Origin of the sequence: Burkholderia sp. Bmkn7 (genome assembly GCF_041103175.1) — a bacterium.
In the GTDB taxonomy this organism is placed as follows: Bacteria; Pseudomonadota; Gammaproteobacteria; order Burkholderiales; family Burkholderiaceae; genus Burkholderia; species Burkholderia cepacia.
In genome coordinates, this window is the sequence record NZ_JBGCUH010000002.1 from 814,670 (window position 1) to 833,573 (window position 18,904).

19 protein-coding genes and 1 riboswitch are annotated in these 18,904 nt (G+C 66.9%); of the genes, 16 read left to right on the forward strand and 3 right to left on the reverse strand.

Annotated elements, in window-relative coordinates; all coding sequences use genetic code 11:
- Positions 1-3 precede the first annotated feature (3 nt).
- The 9 genes from AB3K92_RS09590 to arsH all read left to right on the forward strand — a co-directional run bounded on the left by AB3K92_RS09590 (position 4) and on the right by arsH (position 9,662).
- A complete protein-coding gene (locus tag AB3K92_RS09590; RefSeq protein WP_369464903.1) occupies positions 4-387 on the forward strand; it encodes a hypothetical protein in 384 nt (127 codons plus the stop codon).
- Between the two features lie 93 nt (positions 388-480).
- Positions 481-1,773 carry a TolC family protein gene (locus AB3K92_RS09595; RefSeq protein WP_369464904.1) on the forward strand — a complete coding sequence of 431 codons (1,293 nt, stop codon included), beginning with the start codon at positions 481-483 and terminating at the stop codon, positions 1,771-1,773.
- 11 nt (positions 1,774-1,784) lie between these two features.
- Positions 1,785-3,326 carry an efflux RND transporter periplasmic adaptor subunit gene (locus AB3K92_RS09600; protein ID WP_369464905.1) on the forward strand — a complete coding sequence of 514 codons (1,542 nt, stop codon included), beginning with the start codon at positions 1,785-1,787 and terminating at the stop codon, positions 3,324-3,326.
- Positions 3,323-6,529, forward strand: coding sequence for an efflux RND transporter permease subunit (locus tag AB3K92_RS09605; RefSeq protein ID WP_369464906.1), 3,207 nt, complete (start codon positions 3,323-3,325; stop codon positions 6,527-6,529). The genes AB3K92_RS09600 and AB3K92_RS09605 overlap by 4 nt, the downstream gene beginning before the upstream one ends.
- Positions 6,526-6,894 carry a copper-binding protein gene (locus tag AB3K92_RS09610; protein ID WP_059488773.1) on the forward strand — a complete coding sequence of 123 codons (369 nt, stop codon included), beginning with the start codon at positions 6,526-6,528 and terminating at the stop codon, positions 6,892-6,894. Before AB3K92_RS09605 ends, AB3K92_RS09610 begins: the two co-directional genes overlap by 4 nt.
- Before the next feature lie 210 nt (positions 6,895-7,104).
- Positions 7,105-7,437, forward strand: coding sequence for a helix-turn-helix transcriptional regulator (locus AB3K92_RS09615; RefSeq protein WP_042975389.1), 333 nt, complete (start codon positions 7,105-7,107; stop codon positions 7,435-7,437).
- Positions 7,434-8,504, forward strand: coding sequence for an ACR3 family arsenite efflux transporter (arsB, locus tag AB3K92_RS09620; RefSeq protein ID WP_369464907.1), 1,071 nt, complete (start codon positions 7,434-7,436; stop codon positions 8,502-8,504). The genes AB3K92_RS09615 and arsB overlap by 4 nt, the downstream gene beginning before the upstream one ends.
- A 20-nt stretch (positions 8,505-8,524) precedes the next feature.
- Positions 8,525-8,947, forward strand: a complete 423-nt coding sequence (gene arsC / locus AB3K92_RS09625) for an arsenate reductase (glutaredoxin) (protein WP_042975391.1) — start codon at positions 8,525-8,527, stop codon at positions 8,945-8,947.
- Positions 8,925-9,662 (forward strand): arsenical resistance protein ArsH, encoded by a 738-nt coding sequence (gene arsH, locus AB3K92_RS09630; RefSeq protein ID WP_081052748.1) that lies wholly within the window; start codon positions 8,925-8,927, stop codon positions 9,660-9,662. The genes arsC and arsH overlap by 23 nt, the downstream gene beginning before the upstream one ends.
- A 73-nt stretch (positions 9,663-9,735) precedes the next feature.
- Here arsH and AB3K92_RS09635 read toward each other — a convergent pair whose 3' ends face one another.
- Entirely contained in the window at positions 9,736-10,746 is a 1,011-nt protein-coding gene (locus AB3K92_RS09635) for a sodium:calcium antiporter (protein ID WP_369464908.1), read from the reverse strand.
- 114 nt (positions 10,747-10,860) lie between these two features.
- Positions 10,861-10,995, reverse strand: a riboswitch (yybP-ykoY riboswitch).
- Positions 10,996-11,682: 687 nt separating this feature from the next.
- Between AB3K92_RS09635 and AB3K92_RS09640 the strand changes: the two genes are divergently transcribed.
- The 4 genes from AB3K92_RS09640 to AB3K92_RS09655 all read left to right on the forward strand — a co-directional run bounded on the left by AB3K92_RS09640 (position 11,683) and on the right by AB3K92_RS09655 (position 14,264).
- Positions 11,683-12,372, forward strand: coding sequence for a hypothetical protein (locus AB3K92_RS09640; protein ID WP_369464909.1), 690 nt, complete (start codon positions 11,683-11,685; stop codon positions 12,370-12,372).
- 408 nt (positions 12,373-12,780) lie between these two features.
- Complete coding sequence (locus AB3K92_RS09645) at positions 12,781-13,056, forward strand: metal/formaldehyde-sensitive transcriptional repressor (RefSeq protein ID WP_048024557.1); 276 nt, start codon at positions 12,781-12,783, stop codon at positions 13,054-13,056.
- A gap of 12 nt (positions 13,057-13,068) precedes the next feature.
- A complete protein-coding gene (dmeF, locus tag AB3K92_RS09650; RefSeq protein ID WP_175925211.1) occupies positions 13,069-14,076 on the forward strand; it encodes a CDF family Co(II)/Ni(II) efflux transporter DmeF in 1,008 nt (335 codons plus the stop codon).
- 2 nt (positions 14,077-14,078) lie between these two features.
- Positions 14,079-14,264 (forward strand): DUF1289 domain-containing protein, encoded by a 186-nt coding sequence (locus AB3K92_RS09655; RefSeq protein ID WP_021159996.1) that lies wholly within the window; start codon positions 14,079-14,081, stop codon positions 14,262-14,264.
- 73 nt (positions 14,265-14,337) lie between these two features.
- On the opposite strand, the gene AB3K92_RS09660 is transcribed toward AB3K92_RS09655, so the two are convergent.
- Positions 14,338-15,750 carry a heavy metal sensor histidine kinase gene (locus tag AB3K92_RS09660; RefSeq protein WP_369464910.1) on the reverse strand — a complete coding sequence of 471 codons (1,413 nt, stop codon included), beginning with the start codon at positions 15,748-15,750 and terminating at the stop codon, positions 14,338-14,340.
- Entirely contained in the window at positions 15,747-16,418 is a 672-nt protein-coding gene (locus AB3K92_RS09665; RefSeq protein ID WP_027789830.1) for a heavy metal response regulator transcription factor, read from the reverse strand. Before AB3K92_RS09665 ends, AB3K92_RS09660 begins: the two co-directional genes overlap by 4 nt.
- 266 nt (positions 16,419-16,684) lie before the next feature.
- Between AB3K92_RS09665 and AB3K92_RS09670 the strand changes: the two genes are divergently transcribed.
- The 3 genes from AB3K92_RS09670 to AB3K92_RS09680 all read left to right on the forward strand — a co-directional run bounded on the left by AB3K92_RS09670 (position 16,685) and on the right by AB3K92_RS09680 (position 18,903).
- On the forward strand, positions 16,685-17,041 hold the full coding sequence (locus AB3K92_RS09670; protein WP_059619007.1) for a hypothetical protein: 357 nt from the start codon (positions 16,685-16,687) through the stop codon (positions 17,039-17,041).
- Positions 17,042-17,131: 90 nt separating this feature from the next.
- Positions 17,132-17,410: a hypothetical protein gene (locus AB3K92_RS09675; RefSeq protein WP_175850790.1), complete on the forward strand. Its 279-nt coding sequence runs from the start codon at positions 17,132-17,134 to the stop codon at positions 17,408-17,410.
- On the forward strand, positions 17,407-18,903 hold the full coding sequence (locus AB3K92_RS09680; RefSeq protein ID WP_369464911.1) for a TolC family protein: 1,497 nt from the start codon (positions 17,407-17,409) through the stop codon (positions 18,901-18,903). The genes AB3K92_RS09675 and AB3K92_RS09680 overlap by 4 nt, the downstream gene beginning before the upstream one ends.
- The last annotated feature ends 1 nt before the right edge of the window (position 18,904 follow it).

Consider the following 18,904-nt stretch of genomic DNA (forward strand, 5'->3'; position numbering starts at 1 on the left):
CGCATGAAATTTCTCCGGACCGTCATCCTGCTGCTGCTTTGCGCAGTGCTGCCCATCAGCGGGCTGGCAGCCAGCGGCCTGGCCGGGGAATGCCCGATGATGCAGCAGGGCATGTCGATGTCGACGGACATGGACGCCGGCATGTCCGCGGACATGCCGGGTTGCGATTCGATGCAGTCGTCGTCCACCGGCAAGGCCCACGCGAAAGCGAAGGGCCTGCCCTGCAAGCTGACGGCGCAATGCCAGTTCGGCAGTCTCTATCATCCGGCCGCTCGCACCGAAGTCAGTCGTCCCGCTGCATTCGCCAGCGTCGTTGCCTTCCACTACGCGCAAATTCTCCCGGTCCGCGATCCGAACGGATTGTGGCGCCCTCCACGCATCAACTGATCCCGATCCGATAGGTTCGCCGCATTCGCGGTGAGGTTCGTCCTGTGCGCAGGACGTGGAATCCCCATGGGGTTCCGCCGTTGGGGTTAAACCATGTCATTCCATCCCGGCACGCCGCTTGCGCGGTGTGCGCGCCGGCGCGCGCCCATGCTTTGGGCGGCGCTGCTGGTTGCGGGCGCGGCTCACGCGCAGCAACCGCCTTTTACGCTGGACGCCGCGCTGCAGTCCGCCACCGATCATTCCGCGTCGATGCAGGCCGCCCAGGCTTCGGTGCGCGCGAGCTCCGAGGCGGCCGTGAAGGCCGGCCAGCTGCCCGACCCGATGCTCAAGGCCGGCATCGACAACCTGCCGGTCAATGGCGGCCAGCGCTTCACCGTCGGCCAGGACTTCATGACGATGCGCCGCATCGGCATCGAGCAGGAGTGGGTGTCCGGCGACAAGCGGCGCCTGCGTTCGGCACTGGCCAACGAGCAGGTCGGGCGCGAGCGCGCCGGTTATCTCGCGCAGCTCGCGAGCGTACGCCAGCAAACCGCAACGGCGTGGCTGAACGCCGTCTACGCGAAGCAGGCGCTCGCGTTGCAGCAGGCGTTGCTCGATCACATGAACCATGAATTCGACGCGACGAAGGCGTCGTATCGCGGCGCGAAGGCGAGTGCGGCCGATGTCGTCCAGGCGCGGGCCATGCTCGCGCAGACGCAGGATCAATGGCTGAAAGCGCGGCAGGTCTACCAGACCGCGCTCATCGCGTTGTCGCGCTGGACCGCCGTGCCGGCGTCGGACGTCACGGGCACGCCGCCCGCGCCGGAGTCGTTCGTGTCGTCGTTGCCGCCGGACGAGCTGCGCGTATCGCAGCCGGCGCTGATCACGGCCGCCGACGATATCGCCGTCGCCGAAGCCGATACCGCCGTCGCGAACAGCGAACGCCGCCCGAACTGGACGTGGGAGGTTGCGTACCAGCAGCGCGGCGGCGCGTATTCGAACATGGTGTCCGTCGGCGTCACGATTCCGTTGCCGCTCAATCGCAGGAACCGCCAGAACCGCGATGTCGCCGAGAAGGCCGAACTGGCGACGAAGGCGCGCCTGATGTACGAGGACACGCTGCGCCAGGTGCAGGCCGATATCCGCACGCAGTCCGAAACGCTCGCGAGCGGCCGCGAACGCATCGCGAACCTGAGTGCATCGCTGTTGCCCGCCGCCGACCAGCGCGTGCAGCTGGCCAATGCCGCCTACCGGGCGGGCACAGGTTCACTCGCCGATACGTTCGCCGCGCGGCGCGCGCAACTCGACGCGCAATTGCAGGTGCTCGATCTTAGGCGCGACGTGTCGCAGACCTGGGCGCAGCTCGAATATCAGGTCGTGCCGTCGACGATGGCCGCCGCGCAGTGAAGGAGAACCTCATGAAAAAGCAATCACTGGCGCGCGCGGTGCTGCTGACGTTTGCCGCCGCGGCGCTGCTCGGCGCCGGTTACGTCGCGGGCATGCGCGATGCGGCGGGCGGCGCATCGACCGCGTCGTCCGTAGCGCCCGGCGCCGCACCGTCCGGCAACACCGACCCGAGCACGGGCCGCAAGGTGCTGTACTGGCACGACCCGATGGTGCCGAACCAGCATTTCGACAAACCGGGCAAGTCGCCATTCATGGACATGCAGTTGCAGCCTGTCTATGCGGACGAGGGCGGCGGCGCGTCCGGTATCCGGATCGATCCGGGCCTGCAGCAGAATCTCGGCATCCGTTATGCGACGGTAAGACGCCAGCAGACGGCGGCCGGATTCGACGCGGTGGGCACCACGCAGTTCGACGAATCGCGCGCGGAGGTCGTCCAGTCGCGCGTCACCGGCTACATCGATCGCCTTTATGCGCGCGCACCGATGCAGCGCATCGCGAAGGGCGCGCCGGTCGCATCGTTGTTCGTGCCTGACTGGCTCGCGCCGCAGGAGGAATATCTCGCACTCAAGCGCGGCGGGACGGACGGCAGCCTGCTCGACGCATCGCGCGCGCGGATGCGGGCGCTGTCGATTCCCGACGGCATGATCGCGAGCCTCGATCGCACCGGCCGCGCACAGACGCACGTCGTGCTGAGCGCGCCGGAAACCGGCGTCGTCAGCGAGCTGAACGTGCGGGACGGCGCGATGGTCGTGCCCGGACAGACGCTGGCGAAGATTGCAGGGCTGTCGACGCTGTGGCTCATCGTCGAGGTGCCGGAAGCGCTTGCGTTGAACGTGCAGCCGGGGATGGCCGTCGACGCGACCTTCGCGGGCGATCCTGCGCGGCATTTCACCGGACGCATCCGCGAGGTGCTGCCCGGCATCAGCACGAGCAGCCGCACGCTGCAGGCGCGCGTGGAGCTCGACAACGCCGCGCTGAAGCTCACGCCCGGCATGCTGATGCGCGTGCGGGTCGCCGGGAAGGCGAGCGTGTCGCGCCTGCTCGTGCCGTCCGAAGCGGTGATCGCGACGGGCAAGCGCACGATCGTCATCGTGAAGAACGGCGACGGCCGGCTCCAGCCGGTGCAGGTGACGACCGGCAACGACATCGGCGGCGACACGGAAGTGCTCGGCGGGTTGAACGAAGGCGATACGGTCGTTGCATCGGGGCAGTTCCTGATCGATTCGGAGGCGAGCCTGAAGAGCGTGCTGCCGAAGCTGGAGAGCGGCAGCAGCGCAAGCGGGGCGGCGGTGACTTCCGGGCCGGCGCCGAAAGCGGCGGCACCGATCTACGAAACCATCGGCAAGGTCGAACAGGTCACGGCCGACGACATCACGTTCTCGCACCAGCCCGTGCCGGCGCTCGGCTGGGGCGCGATGACGATGACGTTCGGCAAGCCGTCGGCCACCGCGTTCCCTGGCGTGAAGCCGGGCCAGACGGTGCGTTTCGCGTTCACGCAGACCGACGACGGCTATCGCCTGACGAAGGTCGAGCCGCAGGGAGGCGAACGATGATCGCGCGCATCATTCGCTGGTCGGTCCACAACCGCTTCCTCGTGCTGCTCGCCACCGTGCTGATCGCCGCATGGGGCGTCCACTCGCTCCGGCAAACGCCGCTCGATGCGCTGCCCGACCTGTCGGACACGCAGGTAATCGTGAAGGCGTCGTACCCGGGCAAGGCGCCGCAGATCGTCGAGGACCAGGTGACCTATCCGTTGACGACCACGCTGCTCGGCGTGCCCGGCGCGAAAACCGTCCGCGCGTACTCGTCGTTCGGCGACGCGTTCGTCTACGTGCTGTTCGACGACCGAACCGATCCGTACTGGGCGCGCTCGCGCGTGCTCGAATACCTGAGCCAGGTGCAGAGCCGGCTGCCGGCCGGCGCGACCGTGTCGCTCGGCCCGGATGCGACCGGCGTCGGCTGGGTGTACGAGTACGCGCTCGTCGATCGCACCGGCCGTCACGATCCCGGGCAACTGCGCGCGCTCAACGACTGGTTCCTGAAGTTCGAGCTGAAGGCCGTGCCGGACGTCTCGGAAGTCGCGAGCATCGGCGGCATGGTGCGGCAGTACCAGGTCGTGCTCGATCCGGACAGGCTGCGCGCCTACGGCATCACGCAGGCGGAAATCGCGAATGCGCTCGGCAACGCGAACCAGGCGTCCGGCGGCTCGGTCGTCGAGCTGGCCGAGTCGGAGTACATGGTGCGCTCGACCGGCTACCTGCGCACGCTCGACGATTTCCGGCACGTGGTGCTGCGCACGAACGAAGCCGGCACGCCCGTGCTGCTCGGCGACGTCGCGCGCATCCAGGTCGGCCCCGCGATGCGGCGCGGGATCGCGGAGCTGAACGGGCAGGGCGAGGTGACGGGCGGCGTCGTCGTGATGCGCTCGGGCAAGAACGCGCTCACGACGATCGACGCGGTGAAGGCGAAGCTGGCCGACCTGAAGCGTTCGCTGCCGCCCGGCGTCGAGATCGTCACGACCTACGATCGCTCGCAACTGATCGAGCGCGCGGTGGGCAACCTGAAGGACAAGCTGATCGAGGAATTCGTCATCGTCGGCATCGTCTGCGCGGTGTTCCTGTTCCATCTGCGCAGCGCGTTCGTCGCGATCCTGTCGCTGCCGCTCGGCGTGCTGGCCGCGTTCATCGTGATGCGCTACCAGGGCGTCAACGCGAACCTGATGTCGCTCGGCGGGATCGCGATCGCGATCGGCGCGATGATCGACGCGGCGATCGTGATGATCGAGAACGCGCACAAGCATCTCGAGGCGTACGACCACGCGCATCCCGGCGAACCGGTCACGGCCGCGCGACGATGGGAACTCGTCGCGACGTCGGCCGCGGAGGTCGGGCCCGCGCTGTTCTTCTCGCTGCTGATCATCACGTTGTCGTTCATCCCGGTGTTTTCGCTGGAAGGGCAGGAAGGCAAGCTGTTCGCGCCGCTGGCGTTCACGAAGACGTACACGATCGCCGCCGCCGCCGGGCTGTCGGTGACGCTGGTGCCGGTGCTGATGGGCTATCTCGTGCGCGGCCGCATTCCGCACGAGCACGCGAACCCGATCAACCGCGTGCTGATCCGCGTGTACCGGCCGCTGCTCGACGCGACGCTCCGGCGGCCGTGGGTCGCGATCGGCGTCGCGGTCGTCGCGCTCGGACTGACGGCCGTACCGTTGTCGCGGCTCGGCGGCGAATTCATGCCGCCGCTCGACGAAGGCGACCTGCTCTACATGCCGACCGCGCTGCCGGGCATCTCCGCCGACAAGGCGAGCGAGCTGCTGCAGCAGACCGACCGGCTGATCAAGACCGTGCCCGAGGTCGACACGGTGTTCGGCAAGTCGGGCCGCGCCGATACGGCGACCGATCCCGCGCCGCTCGAGATGTTCGAAACGACGATCCGGTTCAAGCCGCGCAGCGCATGGCGGCCCGGCATGACGCCGGAGAAGCTCGTCGACGAACTCGACCGCACGGTGAAGGTGCCGGGCCTGTCGAACGTATGGGTGCCGCCGATCCGCAACCGGCTCGACATGCTGTCCACCGGCATCAAGACGCCGGTCGGCGTGAAGATTTCCGGGCCGGACCTGGCCGGGATCGACGCGATCGCGAAGCAGGTCGAGGCCGCGGTGAAGCGCGTGCCGGGCGTGACGTCCGCGCTTGCGGAACGGCTGAACGGCGGCCGCTATATCGACGTCGATATCGACCGGCTTGCCGCCGCGCGCTACGGATTGTCGGTGGCCGACATCCAGTCGGTGGTGTCGTCGGCGGTCGGCGGCGACGATGTCGGCGAAGTGATCGCAGGCCGCGAGCGCTTTCCGATCAACCTCCGCTACCCGCGCGAGGTGCGCGATTCGGTCGAGAACCTGCGGCAGCTGCCGGTCGTCACCGCGCGCGGCGCGCAGATCCGCCTCGGCGATGTCGCGCGCATCGCGATCGCCGACGGGCCGCCGATGATCCGCAGCGAGAACGCGCGACTCTCCGGCTACGTGTACGTCGACATCCGCGGCACCGATCTGCAGCGCGCCGTGCGCGCGATGCAGCAGGCCGTCGCGCAACTGGTCGCGTTGCCGCCCGGCTATTCGATCGCGTGGTCGGGGCAGTTCGAGTATCTCGAACGCGCGGCGGCCAGGCTGCGCACCGTCGTGCCCGTCACGCTCGTGGTGATCTTCGTGCTGCTGTTTCTCACGTTCGGCTCGGCGGCCGATGCACTGCTGCTGATGTCGACGGTGCCGTTCGCGCTGGTCGGCGGCTTCTGGCTCGTGTGGGCGCTCGGCCATGCGGTGTCCGTCGCGACGTCGGTGGGTTTCATCGCGCTCGCGGGCGTGGCCGCCGAATTCGGCGTCGTGATGCTGCTGTACCTGAAGGGCGCGCTGCAGCGCCGGCTCGATGCCGGCGAACCGCTGACCGACGCGCTGCTGCTCGACGCGATCCGCGAAGGCGCGGTGCTGCGCGTGCGGCCGAAGGCGATGACGGTCGCCGTCGTGCTCGCCGGCCTCGTGCCGATCATGGTCGGCCACGGTGCCGGTTCAGAAGTGATGCAGCGCATCGCCGCGCCGATGGTCGGCGGCATGATCACGGCGCCGCTGCTGTCGATGTTCGTCATTCCCGCCGCCTGGCTCCTGCTGCAGCGCCGCCATGCGCGAAGCACGGGCCGCGTGCGGCATTCCGATGCAGTACCTCACGGCACGAACGTGCCATCCATCCCAACCGGAGAATCACGATGAAGAAGTGGATCACTGTCACCACCACCGCAGCCGTTCTCGCGAGCGGCGCTTTCACCGCGCCCGCCTTCGCCGCCGGCGACATGGCCGGCATGGACATGTCGGGCATGAAGATGTCGTCGGGCGGTGCGGCCGAGTCGAACGCCGCGCTGACCGATGCCGAAGTGAAGAAGGTCGATGCCGCGAGCGGCCGGATCACGCTGAAGCACGGCGCGCTCGACAACGTCGGGATGCCGCCGATGACGATGGCGTTCAAGGCGAAGGACGCGGCGATGCTCGAGCACGCGCATGCGGGCGACAAGGTCAAGGTGCGGATCGAGAAGGTCGACGGCACGCTGACGATCGTCAAGCTCGTGAAGGCGTCCTGACCTGACGACATGCCGGTGCCTCGCCGCCGGCGAACCGGGGCGGCGGCTGCACCGGCGCCGCGCATGTCGGGGCCGGATGCGGCTCGCGTGGCGGCGTTCGACGATGCGCGGCGGGTCGGGGGCAGCCCGGTTATGCCGTTCGACAGGGAATCGGCACCTTTATTTCAACAATTCTTGAAATATGGAAATGAAGGCGCTATCCTTCGCGCCATGGACTCCAATCTCGTCGTGCGCGCCCTGGGCGCGCTTGCTCATGAAGCGCGCCTGGCCATCTTTCGCGCGCTGGTCGTCGCCGGGCCGCAAGGGCTGCCGGCCGGTGCGATCGCCCAGCAGATCGGGCTGTCGCCATCGAGCCTGTCGTTCCATCTGAAGGATTTGTCGCATGCGGAGCTGGTCACCGCGCGTCAGGACGGCCGGTTCATCTATTACGCGGCGAACTTCGAATCGATGAGCGGCCTCATCGGGTTCCTGACCGAAAACTGCTGCGCCGGCGCTGCGTGCGGCGTGCCGGCGGCGCCGGCCTGTTGCGGGGATCGCACATGAGCGGCTCGCACGCGGCCCCGTCGCAAGCCGCGGCGGCCAGGCCCGCCATCGGATTTTTCGAACGCTACCTGACCGTCTGGGTGGCGCTGTGCATCGTGCTCGGCATCGCGCTGGGCCTGGCACTGCCGGGGCTCTTTCAGCGCATCGGCCGCCTGGAATACGCGCAGGTCAACCTCCCCGTCGGGTTGTTGATCTGGGTGATGATCGTGCCGATGCTCGTCAAGGTCGACTTCGGCGCGTTGCATGAGGTTCGCCAGCACGTGCGGGGGATCGGCGTCACGCTCGTCGTGAACTGGCTCGTCAAGCCGTTCTCGATGGCCTTGCTCGGCTGGCTGTTCATCCGGCAGCTGTTCGCGCCGATGCTGCCGGCCGACCAGATCGACAGTTATATCGCCGGCCTGATCCTGCTGGCCGCCGCGCCGTGCACGGCGATGGTGTTCGTGTGGAGCCGGCTGACCGGCGGCGATCCGCTGTTCACGCTGTCGCAGGTCGCGCTGAACGACAGCATCATGGTGATCGCTTTCGCGCCGCTCGTCGGTCTGCTGCTGGGGATGTCCGCCATCACGGTGCCATGGGCGACGCTGCTCACGTCGGTCGCGCTCTACATCGTCATCCCGGTGATCCTCGCGCAAGCGTGGCGCAGGCTGTTGCTCGCCAGGGGGCAGGCGGCGTTCGACCGCGCGATGGCGAAGATCGGCCCCTGGTCCATCGCCGCGCTGCTGGCCACGCTGGTGCTGCTGTTCGCGTTCCAGGGCGAGGCGATCCTGAAGCAGCCGCTGGTGATCGCGCTGCTCGCGGTGCCGATCCTGATCCAGGTGTTCTTCAACGCAGCGCTCGCCTATGGGCTCAATCGCATCGTCGGCGAGAAACACAGCATCGCGTGCCCGTCGGCGCTGATCGGCGCGTCCAACTTTTTCGAGCTGGCCGTGGCGGCAGCCATCAGCCTGTTCGGCTTCCACTCGGGCGCGGCGCTCGCGACCGTCGTCGGCGTGCTCATCGAGGTGCCGGTCATGCTGCTCGTCGTGCGCGTCGTCAACCGTTCGAAGGGCTGGTACGAGCGCAAGTGAAATCAATCAGGATTCCGGAAATGACCGACATCACGATCTATCACAACCCCGATTGCGGTACGTCGCGCAACACGCTGGCGATGATACGCAACAGCGGCGTCGAACCGCGCGTCGTGCTGTACCTCGACACGCCGCCCGGGAAAGAGGCGTTGCGCGCGCTGATCGCGGCGATGGGCATCCCCGTTCGCGACGTGCTGCGTCGCAAGGGCACACCGTATGACGCGCTCGATCTCGACAATCCGAAATGGAGCGACGACGATCTGATCGGCTTCATGGTCGCGCATCCGCTCCTGATCAATCGCCCGATCGTCGTCACCCCGCTCGGCACGCGGCTGTGCCGCCCGTCCGAACGGGTGCTCGATATCCTGCCCGATCCGCAGAACGGGCCGTTTGCAAAGGAAGACGGCGAAATCGTGATCGATGCGGAGGGCAAGCGTGTCTGACCGCCTGAACGATCTGCCGCAACTCGACGCCGCGCTGTTTCGCGTGCCGGACGCGAGCCTGCTGCAACCCGCGCGCCCGTCGACGCATCCGCCACGCATCGTGCTGCTCTACGGGTCGTTGCGCGCGCGTTCGTTCAGCCGGCTGCTGGTCGAGGAGGCGGCGCGGCTGCTGACGGCCATGGGCGCCGATGTCAGGATCTTCAATCCGGCCGGATTGCCGTTGCCCGACGATGCACCCGAGCATCACCCGAAGGTGGCGGAGTTGCGCGAGCTCGTGCAATGGTCGGAGGGCATGGTGTGGTGCTCCCCCGAGCGGCACGGCGCGATGACCGGCGTGATGAAGGCGCAGATCGACTGGATTCCGCTGTCGGTCGGCGCGGTACGGCCGACGCAGGGCAAGACGCTGGCGGTCATGCAGGTCAGCGGCGGATCGCAATCGTTCAACGCGGTCAACCAGATGCGGGTGCTCGGGCGCTGGATGCGCATGCTGACCATTCCGAACCAGTCGTCCGTCGCGAAGGCGTTCATGGAGTTCGGCGACGACGACAGGATGAAGCCGTCCGCATATTTCGACCGGGTCGTCGACGTCATGGAGGAACTGGTCAAGTTCACGCTGCTCACGCGCGACGTCGGCGCGTACCTGACGGACCGGTACAGCGAGCGCAAGGAAAGCGCCGAACAGCTGTCGCAGCGTGTGAACCAGACACGCATCTGAACCGTTCGCGGGCACGCGGCGCGGCGGTGCATCGATCGCACCGCGGCAGCGTGCCCGTGCCGCGTGAGCCGGGTTACCGGGCCAGTGTCAGGAACAGATAGGCTGCGTAACCCGCGCCGTTCGCCAGCAACGCCCAGATCGCGAGCCCGCGCGTGCGCGCATTGATGCGCAGCCATGCGGCCGCCGCGAGCGTGACGATCACGCCGGTCAGCACTTCGAGGCGCGGCTCCCACGGTGTCAGCATGATGCCGATCGCCGGCAGCAGCGTGCCCTGGAACACCATCGCGCCGGTGATGTTGCCGAACGCGAGCGTGTCCTTCCCGCGGCGGATCCACAGCACGCTGTTGACCTTCTCGGGCAACTCCGTCGCGATCGGCACGATGATCAGCGACAGCAGCAATGCCGAGACGCCGAGCACGTGCGACACGCCTTCCACGCCGTGAATGAAACCCTTCGCCCCGCCGACCAGCAGCGCGACGCCGATAAGCAGCTGCAGCGCGATGGTCGCCAGGTTGGTCGGCAAGCCCACGCGCGACAGGAACATCTTGTGCGGCGCCTCGGTGCCATGCCCGGCGTCGACGAGCTGGTTCGACGCACGGAACGTCATCACGACATACATCACGTAGATCCCGACCAGCATCGCGGCGAGCAGCGCGCGCACGCCGCCGTTGTGATGCGGGACGAACATCGCGGCGGTGGCCAGCGAGAACGCGGCGAGAAAGTAGTTCAGGTCGCGCACGAAACCCGTCCGTTCGGGCACGATCGTGCCGCGCGGCCCGCGCGAGCGGATCACCGCGAGCGTCATCAGGAACGTGGTGAGCGTGGCGAGCATCAGCGGCGCGCCGAGAATCGCGCCGACACCGATCTCCTCGTTCACGGCCGGGTTTGCCGTGCCGCCGGCGAGCGCGAGCAGCGGCACCATCGTTTCGGGCAGCGCGGTGCCGACGGCGGCGAACAGTGAACCGGTGACGCCTTCGGAAATCTTCAGGCGTTCGCCGAGATGTTCGAGCGCATTGGTGAAGACCTCGGCGGCGACGAGGATGACGATCAGCATGACCGCCAGTTCGACGAACATGAACGTCATGCGGCACCTCCGCAGGCATGCGTGCGGACGGCGGCGAAACGCGGGGAGAGGGCGGTGGGGAACATGGGGACTCCGTGGTCGGACGTTGACGAACCATGGCACATCCGCCGACGTCCGACCAGGAACGACGCGATGTGCCGATGGTCTCGCCAGGCCGATCAGGCTGAACGCGCCACGGCCGCAGGCCGAGTGTGTTGACGCGTTCGCTTTCCGGAGACGGAAAGCAGGCTACTCCCCAAAGACGAAGGGCAGTCTAGCCGAGCGGGTTGCTTTCGACAAGCGTTCATTTCGTACGGTATTGTCGGGTCGGTGGGTATGGGGAGACGCTGAATGACTGGGCACGCAATGACCTGGCCGATGTGATGTGTCGATCGCGGGGCCGACGGAAGCGGTCACAAAAGAGGCGAAAGTGCTCGTTGTCAAAGACGAGGTTGACTGCCCGGCAGAACCCGTCGCTGCAGTACACGCGCATCTCGTCGGTGACGTGCTGCAAATGCCCTTTGAGGGCCGGCAGACTAACCGTGCCGGAGCGACTGGCATGGACCGACAATCTGCGGCGGTATCGATGGGCGGTTGGTGACCATCTTCGTGTGATCGGGGGGCGATTTCGTCGAGGAGGTTCGTGGCGGGATGCGGGACACATACCACTGCGGCCCGTCGACGCGAATCTGTTCACTCCACGCGCCCGGCCCCCGTGGAGGCTGACACGGTCGCCTTATTGGCAGACGAGGGGGCTGCGGAACTCGAGGACGCGATGTTGAGCCGTGTGGCGACGAAACCTTCTGTAACAGTCGTGCCGTAGGAAGACTGCCCGTACCGCTATGTCCTACATAGGTTCGGCTCGATCTGACAAGTTGTCTTCGTTATCGACGTTGGAAATGCCGGGGTTTTGATTACGCTGAGACCGGTTCTCTCGCGAATCGTCATTCAAGCGCTATGCCCGACGTCAAAAAAGTCCCGTATTACCAGCTGAAGGCGACCGTCGTCATTCTCAAAGCGGTCTCGACCGTTGTCGTCACATGCCTGGTTGTCGCCATTGCATTGATGTTCGTGCCAGTGGACGTCAGGAATGCGATCGTGCTTTTCTCGCTCAAGCATACGAAGAGCACGATCTTCGCCATCACGTCGATCATCTTCGTGCTCTACTTCTACCGGCTTGTCAGAAATATCGGCCATTTCAGCAGAACGAGGCGCGCAGGACTGGCGATCGTCACGCTGGGCTTCCTGGCATTCTTCTATCTCGTCAGCGTTCGCGGGATCACGACCGACGAAACCGACTGCCAGCGATACAACTACAACGCGAAACTGAACGGCGGCATCAAGCAGGTCGATGGCACAACCTATATCGTCAACATCTGCGGAAGCGGCCACCGCGGCAATGTCCTCTTTGCTGACCAAAACGAACAGATCAAAATCGTGGTGGCCGATGAGCACGGGTCGACACTTGCTACCCGGCTGTTTTTCGTCTTCTGGGGCGGCCGGCCTGGAAACGATCCGATCGAAATCCACGACGGCAAGCTGATCTACTTCGACGCATCGGATGCGTACGACAGCACGCGGACGATCTCGATGCCGCCGACCACGATAGATTGGGTCGCGGCGAGAATTCCGATTTCGCTGCGCTGATCCGGGGGCTGAAACCCGTCGCAGTCCCTGTGCCACGCGTCGGCACGAGCCACGTATGCCCGATCGTGTCGGTCGAGACTGCCGATGCAGCGCGTGACGTGCGATTCGACGATGTTTCCGATGTGATCGCCGAAGTGATGGCGCCTGCGAAGGCGGCCTGATCGTGGCCGTGAAATCGCCGTGCGTCGAGCCGTGTGTGTTCGCCGGTAATCATCGTGCTCATGGTGCCATCGGCGTCGATGCGCCGACGACCAGACTTCCCGCGCCGAGAAACAGCCTTGACGCTTCGCATCTGGCCGAGCGGATACCTTTCGACAAGCCTTCATCCCAAAAAAATATACCCCTCTCCCCTATACGGAAACCCTTCCGGATATATACTCCCCCTCCCTATCCAGGAGCCCGTCGTCGATGAGCCATACCGTTCGTGAAAAACAGAAGCTGCTGAACCGCGTGCGCCGGATCAAGGGTCAGGTCGAGGCCATCGAGCGCGCGCTCGGGGAGGAGCACGGCTGCAACGAGGTCCTGCAATTGATCACGAGTTGCCGCGGCGCGATGAACGGGCTGCTGGCCGTCGTGCTGGAAGACCACATTCGCGAGCATCTGGTCGATGCGCACGAGCCTGACGCACACGAAGGCAGCGCGACCGAGCAGCTGATTGACGTGGTGCACAGCTATTTCAAGTAATCGGGGCAGGACATGAACGCTTTCCAGGATGACGCATTCGGCGCCGGGCACGACCATATCTTTCTCGGTGCGGCGCACGAGCAGAACGAACGCAGGACGTGGATGGTCATCGGCCTGTGCTCGGCAATGATGGTGGCCGAGATCGTCGGCGGCACGCTGTTCGGGTCGCTCGCGCTCGTCGCCGACGGGTTGCACATGTCGACGCACGCGGGCGCGATGCTGATCGCCGCGCTGGCCTATACCTATGCGCGCAGGCATGCGGACGATCCGCGCTTCGTGTTCGGCACCGGCAAGCTGGGCGATCTGGCCGGGTTCACGAGCGCGATCGTGCTCGCGATGATCGCGATCCTGATCGGCTACGAGGCGGTTGCGCGTCTGCTGGCGCCCGTGCCCATTCACTTCGGCGAAGCGATTCCGATTGCCGTGCTGGGGCTCGCGGTGAATCTCGCCAGCGCGTGGCTGCTGAGCGGCGGCCATCACCACGGGCATGGCCATGGGCACGGTCATCATCATGGGCACGACCACGACCATGATCACGACGATGACCCTCATGCGCATCACGATCACGGTTCGCACACGGCGGCCCATCGCGACCACAACATCCGGTCGGCCTACGTTCACGTGATTGCCGACGCGGCCGTGTCGGTGCTGGCCATCGTTGGCCTGCTGCTCGCACGTGCATTCGGCTGGGTCTGGATGGACCCTGTCGCGGGCATTGTCGGCGCGCTCGTGATCGCGAACTGGTCGTACGGGCTGATGCGCGATACCGGCGGCATCCTGCTCGACGTCAACGTCGATCGCAAGCTGGCGGCGCGCATACGTGATGCGATCGAGGCGCTGGGCGACACGGTCAACGATCTTCACGTGTGGCGTGTCGGGCCGGGCCACATGAGTGCGATCGTGTCGGTCGAGACCGTCGAGACGGTGCGCGACGCGCGTTTCTACCATGCGCTGATCGAGGGTTTCGACGGCGTGTCGCACGTGACCGTCGAAGTGATGACGCCTGCGAAGGCGGCCTGACCGTGGCCGTGAAATCACCGTGCATCGAGCTGTGCGCGTTCGACGGCCGCACGGGCTTTTGCGTCGGCTGCCTGCGCACGCGCGACGAGGCGCGTGACTGGAAGAAGCTGACCGACCATCGCCGGCACCAGATACTGAACGACCGCAATCGCCGCCAGGCGAAAATCCGGCGCGAACCGGGGGAATGAAGGGGCGTCGTCGTCGTGCTTCGCCTGGTGTCGCGCCGGCCGTCACGCCGATTCGACACGCGCGGGAAACGCCTTACCCTTCGACGCCGCGCGGAAAATGAAGCGCAAACGTCGTGCGCCCGTCACGGCTTGCGACCTCGACCTTGCCGCGATGCAGCTCCATGATCGATTTCACGATCGCGAGCCCGAGGCCCGCGTTGCGCGCCGCGCCGTGCCGTGACGAATCGATGCGGTAGAAGCGCTCGAAGATCCGTTCGACCTGTTCGGGCGGAATTGCGGCACCGCGATTGGTGACTTCGACGACCGCATAGCCGCCTTGCGTGGACACCGCCAGCTCGATCGTCGACCCGGCTTGCGCGTGTTCGAGCGCGTTCGACGCGAGATTGCTGACGGCGCGCCGGAACAGCGTCGCATCGGCGACGACGGTCGATTCGCCTTGCACGTCGATGCGCACGCCGGTTTCATCGGCAAGCGCCTGGAAATACGACGCGAGCCGGCGCAACTCTCCGCCCGCGTCAAGTTCGGTGGTCTTCAGGTGCTGGCGCGCATTGTCGGTGCGTGCGAGAAACAGCATGTTCTCGATCATCCGCTGCAGCCGTTCGCATTCCTCGATGTTCGAATCGATCAGCGCTTCGTATTCCTCGGTCGTGCGCGCGCGCGACAGCGTGACCTGCGACGAACTGATCACGTTGGCGAGCGGCGTGCGCATGTCGTGCGCGAGATCCGACGAGAACTGGGAGAGCCGCACGAACGCGCGTTCGAGGCGGTCGAGCATCCGGTTGACCGACGTCGCGAGTTCACGCAGCTCGACCGGGCCGCCACGTGCGTCGAGCCGCGCGTTCAGGTTGTGCGCCTCGATGCGTGACGTCTGCCGGCCGAGGCTCTCGACCGGGCGCAGGCCGCGCGACGCGACCGCGTAACCGAGCGCGCCGACCAGCAGCGCGCCCGCGGCCGCCGCGAGCCAGATGTCGACGCGATAGCTTTCGAGCAACGACTGGCGATCGGTCGCCGTGCGTGCAAGCGCAACCTGGATCGCATCGCCGGACGGCAGCGTGGCGCGCGCATACACGCAGCGCGACGTGCCGATGCCGGGCGGCGCGCACGTGAACGGGGTGCCGGTTGCGCTGGCCGGATGGGGCGCGGCGATCACCGACGCCAGCGTGTGGCCGGCTTCGTCGGAATGCTTGACGAGCGCGCGGTTCCGCGCGTCGTAGATGCCGAGATAGACGCCCGGATGCGACAGCAGCACTTCATGAAACACGGCCGGATCGGCGCGCAGCGCGGCAGCCGAACCGCTCGCGTGCGCAAGCTGCAGGAACTGGTTGAGCTTGCCGGAGATCTCGATGTCGTCGCGCCGCGTCAGCTCGGCGGACAGCGAGCGATACAGGTACGCGCCGGTCAGCGCGAACACGAGCGCGGCGACGACGGCGAACGCCAGCGTCAGGCGCCGCAGCAGCGAATACGAGGCCGGGCTGCTGCGCGTCACGAACGATCCTCGAGCACGTAGCCCATCCCGCGGATCGTGTGGATCAGCTTCTTCTCATGGGCGTTGTCGATCTTCGCGCGCAGGCGCTTGATCGCGGCATCGACGACGTTCGTGTCGCTGTCGAAATTCATGTCCCAGATCTGCGACGTGATGAAGGTGCGCGTCAGCACTTCGCCTTCGCGTTCGGCGAGCAACTGCAGCAGCGCGAATTCCTGCGCGGTCAGGTCGATGCGGGTGTCGGCGCGCCGCACGCGGCGGCGGATCAGGTCGACTTCGAGATCGGCGACATGCAGGATGTCGCGCACGTTGCGCGGCGCGCGTCGCAGTAGCGAGCGGATGCGCGCGAGAAACTCGGCATACGCGAACGGCTTGAGCAGGTAGTCGTCGGCACCCAGCTCGAGCCCGGCGACCTTGTCCTCGATCGCCTCGCGCGCCGTGAGCAGCAGCACCGGCGTCTGCTTCTGCGCGCGCAGGCGCCGGAGCACCTCGAAGCCATCCATTTCCGGCAGCATCACGTCGAGCACGACGAGATCGAAATCCTCGTGCAGCGCAAGGAACAGCCCGTCCTTGCCGGTTTCCGCAATGTCGACCGTGTAGCTCGCCTCCATCAGCCCTTTCCGGAGGTACGACGCCATCTTGGGTTCGTCTTCGACTATCAGTATCCGCATGGTGAGGCAGGCTGTCCGTGATTCCAGCCGGTCAGTGTAACGCGTGAGCATAGGGCGCCGAGCGCGCGCGAAGAATGACCGCCGGATGACGGAATGGTCATGAAGCGCTTGCGGCGCGTCGCCCGCGTTTCGTGAAAATCCGGTCATGTTTCGGCCATGTCGTCGTCACCGCGACGGCGCTAAGCTGCGGCCGTCTTGTCCCCCGGCACGCGCTGTCACGGCGCCGCGCCGGCCCATCCGGTCGTTGCCTGCCTGATTCCGCATCCATGTCGTACTGGCGAAAATTCCTCCTCGTCGTGCTGCTGGCGCTGAGCCTGCCGATCCAGTCGTTCGCGACTGTTTCGATGCAGTGCGAACGCGTTGCCATAGCGCCGATGGAAGCGGCGTCGCACACGATGCCGGCCGCGCAGGACGGCCATCACGATGCCGACAGCCACGCCCGGCATGCGCCGGCGTGTTCCGCGTGCGTGTCCTGCTGCGTCGGCGCCGGCATGTCGGGCGCGCCCGCCGTCCCCGCCGCGGCCGGCGTTCGCGCGGCGATCGTCTCGCCGCCGCCCGCGGCCGGGGTCGTGTCGTTCCTGACCGGCGGCATCGACAGGCCGCCGCGCCGGCTTCTCGTCTAGACCATGCCCGTGGCCCAGACCGGCCGTGCTCCGCAATCCGCTCCGGCGGCGGCATCGCGTCCGCCGGACGACACACGACGAGACCCATTCATGCGATTGATTACTGCGGCGCTGCTTGGCGCGGCGGCCATCGTGCCGTCGCTCGCGCCTGCGCACACCCCGCTGCCCGATCCGGCGGACGCCGCCGCGGCGGTGCCGGACGTCACCGTGACGTCCGCATTCGACGGCTACCGGCCGTATCGGGACGACGAAGGCCCGGGCTGGAAACAGCTGAACCGCGACGTGACGGAACGGCCCGCGAAGGGGCGCACGACCGGTCATGCGGCTGGCGGCGCTACCCGTTCGATGCACGAGGAGGCCGCGCGATGACGATGCTGTCGATCTCGCCGAGGATCGGCGCGGCCGCGGCCGTGCTGGCCTTCCTCGCCGGCTGCACGACGTTTTCGAAGGACGGCGGTTTCGACGCGGTGTCGTCCGTCGCGTTGGAGCGCATCGGCAAGGACGCGGTCGTGGTCAGGACCGACGCCGACCGTGAAGCCGTCGACACGCGCACGAAGGAACTGCTCGCCAGGCCGCTGTCGATCGACGATGCGGTGCAGGTCGCGCTGCTGAACAACCGCGGCCTGCAGGCGTCGTACGCGGAACTGGGGCTGTCGGAGGCCGATCTCGTCCAGGCCGGCCGGCTGCCGAACCCGCGTTTCGCGTTCAGCCGCACCCGCGCCGGCGACGGCGAGCTGACCCTCGGCCGCACGTTCTCGGCGAACGTGTTCGCGCTGCTGACCCTGCCGCTCGCGACGAACATCGAACGCCGCCGCTTCGAGCAGACCAAGCTCGAAACCGCCGACGCGATGCTGAAGGTGGCCGCCGACGCGCGCCGCGCGTATGTCGAGGCCGTCGCGGCCGAACAGGCCGCGAACTATGCAGGGCAGGTGCGCGATGCCGCGAGTGCGGCCGCCGAACTGGCGCAGCGCATGCGGCAGGCCGGCAACTTCAGCCGCCTCGATTACGCGCGGGAACAGGCGTTCCACGCCGATGCGGTCGCGCAGCACGCGAAGGCGCGCCAGCAGGCCGTGGCCGCGCGCGAGAAGCTCACGCGCGCGATGGGGCTGTGGGGCGAACGCACGCGATACGCGTTGCCCGAGCGCCTGCCCGACCTGCCGAAAGCGCGGCCGGACCTGCCCGATCTCGAACGTTTCGCGATGCGCAACCGCCTCGACATCCAGGCCGCGAAGCTGCAGACGCAGGGTGTCGCGTCGTCGCTCGGCCTGAGCAAGGCCACGCGCTTCGTCAATGCGGTGGATCTCGGCTACGTGAACGACTACGAGACCGGCAAGGGTCACGAGCACGGCTTCGAGATCAGCGTCGAGATTCCGCTGTTCGACTGGGGCGGCGCGAAGGTCGCGCGGGCCGAGGCTATCTACATGCAGTCGGCGAACCGGCTCGCGAAAACGGCCATCGACGCGCGTTCCGAAGTGCGCGAATCGTATGCGGCCTACGTGACGAGCTACGACGTCGCCACCCACTACCGCGACGAAGTCGTGCCGCTGCGCAAGACGATCTCGGACGAGCTGCTGCTGCGCTACAACGGGATGCTCGCGAGCGTGTTCGAGCTGCTGGCCGATGCACGCGAACAGGTCGGCGCGGTGAACGGCTACATCGATGCGCTGAAGGACTACTGGCTCGCCGAAACCGATCTGCAGATGGCCGTCGGGGGCCGGCTGCCGACGCCGGGCGACGTGCCGCGCGCGACGCCATCTGCCCGGCCGGAATCCGCTTCCAGCGCCGACGCTGCGCCGCAGCCGGTTTCCACCCCCGCGGCGCAACCGGCGTCCGCGACGCAAACGCATCCTGAAGGTCATTGAC

What these genes read in the sequence shown, in the direction of transcription:
- AB3K92_RS09590 (WP_369464903.1), top strand. Translation starts at nt 4, where the DNA reads ATGAAATTTCTCCGGACCGTCATCCTGCTGCTGCTTTGCGCAGTGCTG.
- AB3K92_RS09595 (WP_369464904.1), top strand. Translation starts at nt 481, where the DNA reads ATGTCATTCCATCCCGGCACGCCGCTTGCGCGGTGTGCGCGCCGGCGC.
- AB3K92_RS09600 (WP_369464905.1), top strand. Translation starts at nt 1,785, where the DNA reads ATGAAAAAGCAATCACTGGCGCGCGCGGTGCTGCTGACGTTTGCCGCC.
- AB3K92_RS09605 (WP_369464906.1), top strand. Translation starts at nt 3,323, where the DNA reads ATGATCGCGCGCATCATTCGCTGGTCGGTCCACAACCGCTTCCTCGTG.
- AB3K92_RS09610 (WP_059488773.1), top strand. Translation starts at nt 6,526, where the DNA reads ATGAAGAAGTGGATCACTGTCACCACCACCGCAGCCGTTCTCGCGAGC.
- AB3K92_RS09615 (WP_042975389.1), top strand. Translation starts at nt 7,105, where the DNA reads ATGGACTCCAATCTCGTCGTGCGCGCCCTGGGCGCGCTTGCTCATGAA.
- arsB (WP_369464907.1), top strand. Translation starts at nt 7,434, where the DNA reads ATGAGCGGCTCGCACGCGGCCCCGTCGCAAGCCGCGGCGGCCAGGCCC.
- arsC (WP_042975391.1), top strand. Translation starts at nt 8,525, where the DNA reads ATGACCGACATCACGATCTATCACAACCCCGATTGCGGTACGTCGCGC.
- arsH (WP_081052748.1), top strand. Translation starts at nt 8,925, where the DNA reads ATGCGGAGGGCAAGCGTGTCTGACCGCCTGAACGATCTGCCGCAACTC.
- AB3K92_RS09635 (WP_369464908.1), bottom strand. Translation starts at nt 10,746, where the DNA reads ATGACGTTCATGTTCGTCGAACTGGCGGTCATGCTGATCGTCATCCTC.
- AB3K92_RS09640 (WP_369464909.1), top strand. Translation starts at nt 11,683, where the DNA reads ATGCCCGACGTCAAAAAAGTCCCGTATTACCAGCTGAAGGCGACCGTC.
- AB3K92_RS09645 (WP_048024557.1), top strand. Translation starts at nt 12,781, where the DNA reads ATGAGCCATACCGTTCGTGAAAAACAGAAGCTGCTGAACCGCGTGCGC.
- dmeF (WP_175925211.1), top strand. Translation starts at nt 13,069, where the DNA reads ATGAACGCTTTCCAGGATGACGCATTCGGCGCCGGGCACGACCATATC.
- AB3K92_RS09665 (WP_027789830.1), bottom strand. Translation starts at nt 16,418, where the DNA reads ATGCGGATACTGATAGTCGAAGACGAACCCAAGATGGCGTCGTACCTC.
- AB3K92_RS09670 (WP_059619007.1), top strand. Translation starts at nt 16,685, where the DNA reads ATGTCGTACTGGCGAAAATTCCTCCTCGTCGTGCTGCTGGCGCTGAGC.
- AB3K92_RS09675 (WP_175850790.1), top strand. Translation starts at nt 17,132, where the DNA reads ATGCGATTGATTACTGCGGCGCTGCTTGGCGCGGCGGCCATCGTGCCG.
- AB3K92_RS09680 (WP_369464911.1), top strand. Translation starts at nt 17,407, where the DNA reads ATGACGATGCTGTCGATCTCGCCGAGGATCGGCGCGGCCGCGGCCGTG.